Genomic DNA, 6,805 nt, shown 5'->3' with positions numbered 1-6,805 from the left:
ATGAAGATTACTGCCGCCAGCGCCGCGGTCGCCATAGCGAGTGTGACGGTGGCCTTGCGCGGCGAGCGCCTTTCATCTGTCATCCCGGCTCCAGCTCGATGCGTTCGATCGCCGCGATGGTGGGCGGCGTGGGCGGCTCACGGTGGGGTATGTCTCCCGGCTGGCGAGAAAGCGTGAAATCGACCTACCAAGTATAAGAGAGGTGCCTGGACAGGTCCAAGCCGGCGTCGAGCGAACCAGACCAAACCTTCCACAGCAACAGATCCCGAGTGTACGAGTTAAATGCTATCTTGTCGTCGGCCGGTGCGTTGGATTATCCGCAATGCTGTGCCCGGTTCACTTTGAACAGGTCATTGAGGCACATTGAGGCCGCACCGAGCCGACGAACGTACTCGGTAGCGATGCGCTATCATCAAAGAATACGCTTATTAAGCCCCTTCACCGCGGTTATACGCCCGTATAAGCCAGTTACGCTACCGTGGCATCGGCGTATCCAACGGTAGAGTAGATATGCCCTGCGGCAAAACCTACTCTTCTCTCGTCGAAAGACAGCGATCCCTGTGATGACAGCGAATGGTTCCTCGTTGGTCTGACGACAACATCGCCTTTGGAATGCCCCTCCGAACGGTTCCCTTTTATAGCGTCTTCAAGGAATCATCGTGTCACCTGTTCTGCGGCCACGGCGAGATCGCCATGGGCAAGATTGCCTTGCCGTCTCGAGGGCGTTCTTGCAAGGTCGCCACGCCGACTGTGCCCGTCCGAATCATTGATACGGAAGGAAGTGCAATGGCCGCCATGATGAAAGCAGCCGTGTTCGTGGAACCCGGCCGCATCGAACTCTCCGACAAGCCGATTCCCGGTGTCGGCCCCAACGACGCGTTGATTCGCATCACTTCAACCCCTCACAAGATGGCAGCTACCTCATCCCGATGGGCTTGTGCGGCTGTCACGGCTACAAGGCAACGGCGGGCTGGCGGTTTGGCAACCTTATCGATGGTACGGAAGCTGAGTACGTGCTGGTTGCCCGATGCCCAGGCGAACCTCGCCCCGATTCCGAACGGCCTGAGCGACGAGCAGGTGTTGATGTGCCCCGACATCATGTCGACCGGCTTCAAGGGTGCGGAGAACGCCAATATCAAGATCGGCGACACCGTGGCCGTGTTCGCGCAGGGGCCCATTGGCTTGTGCGCCACGGCAGGCGCGCGGTTGCTGGGCGCCACCACCATCATTGCGGTGGATGGCAATGACCAGCGACTGGCCGTAGCCGGAAAGATGGGGGCCGATGTCACGCTCAACTTCAAGAAGTGTGATGTGGTCGATGAAATCATGAAACTGACCGGCGGTCGTGGCGTCGATTCATCAATCGAGGCGCTGGGCATACAGGCAACGTAATACTTCCGTACCAATTGGTCGCGAGGCTTGGCTATGTTCATCGGGTACGCTGCAAAGGCGACGTGGCTGTCTTGGCGTGCCACACTGGCGCTGCGTCGATGAGGCGAATCCAACTCTGGCCCAACTTCTCGGCGCTGTCCATGCGAAGTTGTTGGAAGCGATGAGGAGGGGCGCCGGGACGCGGTGCAGGCCGGTGAAATCCGACTTTGAATCTCCCCCTCTGAGAGACCCGAACAACCGCTTCGGCCGACTACGCGCTGGACAGGATTGGCGCGCGATGGTCCGTTAGCAGAGAGTGAAGCCGACATTCTAATGTCAGCATGAAAGCTCGGGCCAACGGCCGTAGATGGGGCCGGGTGCTGCCCCATGTAATGGGGTATACGCCCTTGTGAGCCTCGACAGGCTGCGATCGGCAGCACGCCACCCGAGGGGCCAGTTAGATCCTCAGAAGCGGACAACCATCGACGGCAATCCGACACCCACCGCGACAACCAGTCTGGTTCTCAGCAAGACCAAACCTGATCGTAGCAAACTGCGTCAGGCCGTAGGATGCTGAGAAATATCGTGCATTGACAACTGAAGTTTGAGCGATCTCCGGATCGCGACCGTTCTTCATGGTGCAACTTTAGATAAGGCCGCCCTAGCTTTTTTGCTGCCTCGCGCACCTGGGACGCGCGGCCACAGCGCCCTTCAATTTCAGGGTTTCAGGCGTGCTCAAGTGGCTTGCGCGCGATCCAAATCGTCTGCGTCGGCCAGGTCCTCCAGCAGTTTCTTCGTGCGGGAATAGTAGGTCGCGCCGGCTTCCGACAACGTCACCTGCCGGGTAGTGCGGTTGAAAAGCACCGTGCCGAGAGACTCTTCCAGTGAGTCAACCGAGCGGACCACCGACGACGCGGCCATTTCGAGTCGCCGCGCAGCACTGGAGAATCCGCCCGCCTCTGCAACCGCCACAAACGCCCGAAGTGCCGCAACTTTGTCCATGACTCTGCCTTCAATGAGAGAAGCACCGCGTCGCTGGAGTGTTGGCGACGCGCCCGAGCACGAGTTTGCAAGCACCTTGTTGCCTCTCGATCAATGACGGGTGATGCCCATGATACGGTTGCCCATGTCGATCCCCCACTTTGTCATCTGAATCCCTTCGGATACCTGTTGCTGTTGCCAGCGAAGCAAGGCTTCGTCGAGGCTCGCATTGCCGGCGATCGCCGTCGCAAGAGCGACTGCGTTCGCCGCTGCCTTGGCGGTGCTGCCGGCCGTGTGCGGTCGCGGAATGAACGCGGCATCTCCCGTTAGCAGCACGCGGCCGAAGACCATTTTTGATACCTGAAAATCGATGATCGACTGCACGAATATCTCGTCGGTGTTATCGATCAGCGCGCGAAATGCGGGGTTGAGCCGCTCCTTGCCCATACGGCGAATCCACGCGTCCTGGTCCGGCGCGAGGGCGCCGGGCGGCACTGAATGGCGGCGACGACGGCCGTCGCCGTCCGTCAACACCGCGTCCAGTTCCGGACCGCAGGCGGCTTTCAGATACCAGAGCCAGTTGAAACGCCGATGCCCAGATTGAACGGAGCCGTCCTCGCCCGGCACCATGTACTCGCGCATCATCGACTCGGCATCGTGCTGGAACACGAAGTCCTCGAATATCCGGGCTTTGGCGGACTCCGGTAGCTTGTTTTCATCCACGAGGCCGCGCCAGGCTACATAGCCCGAATACGACGGGCTCGTGCCGGGCATTGTCAGGCTGCGAACTGCCGAGTCGCCGCCGTCCGCGCCGATCAGCAGATCGCCCTGCGCGCTGCTGCCGTCTTCGAAGCTTGCCGTCACGCCCTGATCGTGTTGTTCGATTCCGGTGAGCTTCGCGCCGTGATGATAGTTTTCCTCGGGAAAGCTTCCCATCAGCGTGTTGTACAGCAGGTTCCACGATGTTTGCGTTTGCGGCATATACTCGCGGCTTAGATCGTTGCCCAGGCGATCAAAATAAGACCTGTTGCGCGAACGCACGCCGAGTGACTGTGCGTGTGGAATCTGTGCGAACTGGAGGGCGCGCAGGACCTCGCCTTGCAGCACGATGCCGCCCCCGCGGCTATCGAGCACTCCCGGCGATCGCTCGAAGATTTCCACGTTCCACCCGACGGCCCGCAATGCCGTGGCGGCGAACAGGCCGCCAAGCGAGCCGCCTACGACGAGGGCTTTGCGCGTCGTAGAGAGGGGCTTGGTCATGATACGTCTCCATTAATAGATCTCGCCGGCTGCAGCGAGAATCGCCTGAGCGAATACGTCGACCGGCTGCGCGCCGGTCACTCTTTGCTGCCCGATGTCGACCGTCGGCACTGAGACAACTCCATCGGCACGGGCATCCGCTTCGGCGCGAACGATCTCGTCGACCCCCTCGCCTGATTCGAGGAATTTCAGCGTCGCGGCGCGGTCGAGGCCGGAACCTTCCGCGATGTCGGCCAGAACCTGCAGGTCACCGATGTCCCGGCCGTCGCCGAAATAGGCCTTGAAAACAGCATCGACCAGCGCGGCAGTATCGCCTCCCGACCGTTGCTGAAACCACACCCGCCGGTGCGCGGCCAGCGTATTCGGCGTTCTGCCGACCCGCGCATAGTCGAATGTCACGCCCGCGGCCCGCCCGGCTTGCGTCACCTGCGCATCCATCGCCTGGCTACGCGCCCAACTGCCGAATTTGGCCGAGCGGTAAGCCTTGCGATCCATGCCATCGGCAGGCATCGCGGGATTCAGTTGATAGGGAACAAAACTGATCTGGCGGGTCTGCCCTTGGCCGGCTTCTTGCAGCGCCTGTTTGAGCTTTTTGCCGCCGATCCAGCACCAGGGGCAGATAAAGTCATAGGTTACGTTGATGTTCATGGTTGCGGTTGCCTCGATGTCCGTGTGGTTGGTGGACTCCACGATAGGGCGGGCGAACTGGAAAGAGAACCCATCGGACACGCCATGCAGCATTGCGCGCTGTGCAAAGGGAGGGCCGAGACGCGTTGGCCGGCAAGTTGGCCGCGGAATTCGGCGTATCCGAAGACACGATACGGCGCGACCTGCGTGAACTCGCAGCCGAAGGGCGTCTGCAACGCGTGCACGGCGGTGCGCTGCCGGCGTCTCCAGCGATTGCGCCATTTGGGGTGCGTCATGATCTCGAGTCGGCAGCGAAAGAGAAGATCGCGCGTCGCGCCGCCAGCATGATCGCGCCAGGACAGACGGTGATCGTTGTCGGGGGGACGACATCGGTCGCGCTCGTCAAGGCGCTTCCGCCGAATTTACGCGCGACGATCGTGACGCACAGTCCGAGCGTCGCCGCGGCGCTCGCTGATCACGCGACCATCGAAGTGATTCTGATTGGCGGACTGCTATTCAAGCATTCGGTCGTCGCGGTCGGTGCTGCCGCGATGGAGGGGATCTCACGAATCCACGCCGACCTGTACTTCATGGGTGTAACGGGCGTTCATGTGACAGCGCGTTTGAGCACGGGGGACTTCGAGGAAGCTGCGATCAAACGTGCGCTCGCTGCGCGCTCTGCAGAGACAGTCGTACTCGCGTCGTCGTCCAAACTAAACGCGGCTTCTCCGTTTGTCATCGGGGACATTACGCTCGCACAAACTATCGTCGTCGAAGCGCAATGCGCTGCAGAATTAACGAGACCGATTGAGGAGGCGGGCGTAAGCGTTTTGCGTGCCTAGTACGGGCGGTTGGCGACTTGTGTGGTGCGAACAAAGGAGACGACCGGACTCCTCGTCGCGAAAATAGCACATGTGGATTGCGGACGTCCAAATACCACTGTGGGCTGACTGCTTCTGGCCGCGTGCTGCCTCATGCATGAGGCAGCAACTTCCGTGTCCCGTAAAGCGGCGGTCGGCAGCAGGCGACCCCAGAGCGGACCTTCGCATCGGCAATCGCCTTGCCTGAAAGCCGTCATTCGGCTGTTCACCCAGACTGCGTTGCCGGAGCCCTACAGGGTGCCTCCGGGTGGCTCGAGATCGGCCTCGCAATCCTCAAGATGCCAGTTCGAGCCCGTGGCGTTTCATCACGGACTTCATCATGTCCATATTCGGTGGGCCGCCAGCGCCTAACACACCGGCCACCTCGCGAAAATAGTCAGGCCCGATGTTGGCGGGCGAAAACACCACCAGCGCGCGAGCGGGAACATCGCCCGGATTGGAGAAGTGATGAACGCTGCCGCGCGGTGAGAAGCAATAGTCGCCCGCGTTCAGGACGCGTACGCAGTCGTCGACCCGGTAGGTCAGCGATCCCTCCAGGACTTGGATTGTCTCGTCAACGTCGACGTGGCGATGAGGAGGCGGGACTTTGGCGAGCGGCTGGACGACCATTTCCGCCATCGCCATATGGCCCGCAGTGTCCCGACCATCGACCAAGAACCGCATCGACAGTGAGCCAATGGTGATCAGTTCAATACGTGTCGAATTCATCGCGAAACTCCCACCGTCGCTTCATGGCCGCACTGAGACGGATAACGACCATCCCCGGTCAGACCCAAAGCTGCCCATCGAGGTCATGCAAGCAACGGCCGATGTCGCAGACGCGTTTCGGCCATTCGACCTCTTTGGTATCGGCTTACGGCCTGTGCGGATACCACTACCATCGAGCGATGAAAGATAAGTAACTTCCGAACGCGCGTCGGCCTGATAGCGGCAGGCCGCGCCTATGGACAGCCGAAAATCAAGCTACCAACTAAATATCGCCAGCCAGCGCTTTCGGGATAGGAGGGACGGCCGGTAGTCGATGGTGAGGCGCTATTAAAGCCCTAGTGACTCCAGGTCGAGCTCTTCGACGAAGGCCTCGATGATCCTTATGGTTATCGTCGGCAACAAAGTCGTCCAAGCATTCGAGGTGTAGCGTTACTTGCTTGCGGCCCTCACCTTCAACGAATCGCTTCATGAGTCGCCTGGTCTGAACGCGTTGATTCAGTCTAGGCGATCAATCCGTTTTCACACAGCCTCGACCCTTCTCGGACATCGAGGCGTCAAAGCGAGCGTCTGCTGCGGCGCCAAAAGCCGCTTACTCGATAGTCGCCACCCTTCGCGATTCCTTTATGTGTAATTTCGGAGGGCACACTTCAGGTAAGAAAAATCTGTTTGAAATCGGTGTTGGGTTCGAGCCGACGCTTACAGATACGGCACCGCGCCCAGGGCAGTGCTGAAGTTGTCGTTCAGTGCGCTCACTGCATCTCATGCGGGGCCTTGCAACTTCCACCGGTCGGCAACTAGATCGAGTGCTTCAATGCTGCCAAGGACGATAGCTACGATCACGGAGACAAGTGTGATGGTTTCCCGCGCAGATGTGCCTGATTCGCCGACTAACGTCGACAAGAGGTACAACGTCGTCGCTGGGCCGCATGACCGCGAGCAACGATCCGCGAAAAAGGCGGCCAAATTATGCTGCGTGT

Annotated in this window: 5 protein-coding genes and 3 pseudogenes; 2 read left to right on the top strand and 6 right to left on the bottom strand. The window is 60.1% G+C overall.

The genetic code is table 11. From position 1 onward, the window contains the following. Positions 1-786 precede the first annotated feature (786 nt). Positions 787-1,389 (top strand): annotated as a pseudogene (locus tag HV670_RS29100) (zinc-binding dehydrogenase); the annotation flags it as partial. A 738-nt stretch (positions 1,390-2,127) separates the two neighbouring features. Here HV670_RS29100 and HV670_RS29095 read toward each other — a convergent pair. The 3 genes and pseudogenes from HV670_RS29095 to HV670_RS29085 all read right to left on the bottom strand — a co-directional run. Then, a pseudogene (locus HV670_RS29095) lies at positions 2,128-2,373 on the bottom strand (LysR family transcriptional regulator); the annotation flags it as partial. Positions 2,374-2,463: 90 nt separating this feature from the next. Next, entirely contained in the window at positions 2,464-3,612 is a 1,149-nt protein-coding gene (locus HV670_RS29090; protein WP_175108402.1) for an FAD binding domain-containing protein, read from the bottom strand. Positions 3,613-3,624: 12 nt separating this feature from the next. Further along, complete coding sequence (locus HV670_RS29085) at positions 3,625-4,353, bottom strand: DsbA family oxidoreductase (RefSeq protein ID WP_246258084.1); 729 nt, start codon at positions 4,351-4,353, stop codon at positions 3,625-3,627. On the opposite strand from HV670_RS29085, the gene HV670_RS29080 reads away from it, so the two are divergent. Then, positions 4,353-5,081, top strand: coding sequence for a DeoR/GlpR family DNA-binding transcription regulator (locus HV670_RS29080; protein WP_175108401.1), 729 nt, complete (start codon positions 4,353-4,355; stop codon positions 5,079-5,081). The genes HV670_RS29085 and HV670_RS29080 overlap by 1 nt on opposite strands. A gap of 312 nt (positions 5,082-5,393) precedes the next feature. Here HV670_RS29080 and HV670_RS29075 read toward each other — a convergent pair whose 3' ends face one another. The 3 genes and pseudogenes from HV670_RS29075 to HV670_RS30705 form a co-directional block, all read right to left on the bottom strand. Next, a complete protein-coding gene (locus HV670_RS29075; protein WP_175108400.1) occupies positions 5,394-5,828 on the bottom strand; it encodes a cupin domain-containing protein in 435 nt (144 codons plus the stop codon). A gap of 290 nt (positions 5,829-6,118) precedes the next feature. Beyond that, a pseudogene (locus HV670_RS31655) lies at positions 6,119-6,297 on the bottom strand (IS5/IS1182 family transposase); the annotation flags it as partial. A 290-nt stretch (positions 6,298-6,587) separates the two neighbouring features. Beyond that, positions 6,588-6,805: hypothetical protein (locus HV670_RS30705; protein ID WP_217478555.1), on the bottom strand; the 218-nt coding region annotated here is incomplete at its 5' end.

The organism is Pararobbsia alpina (assembly GCF_902859895.1).
Taxonomy (GTDB): domain Bacteria; phylum Pseudomonadota; class Gammaproteobacteria; order Burkholderiales; family Burkholderiaceae; genus Pararobbsia; species Pararobbsia alpina.
This window is presented reverse-complemented; position numbering and strand designations above follow the sequence as displayed.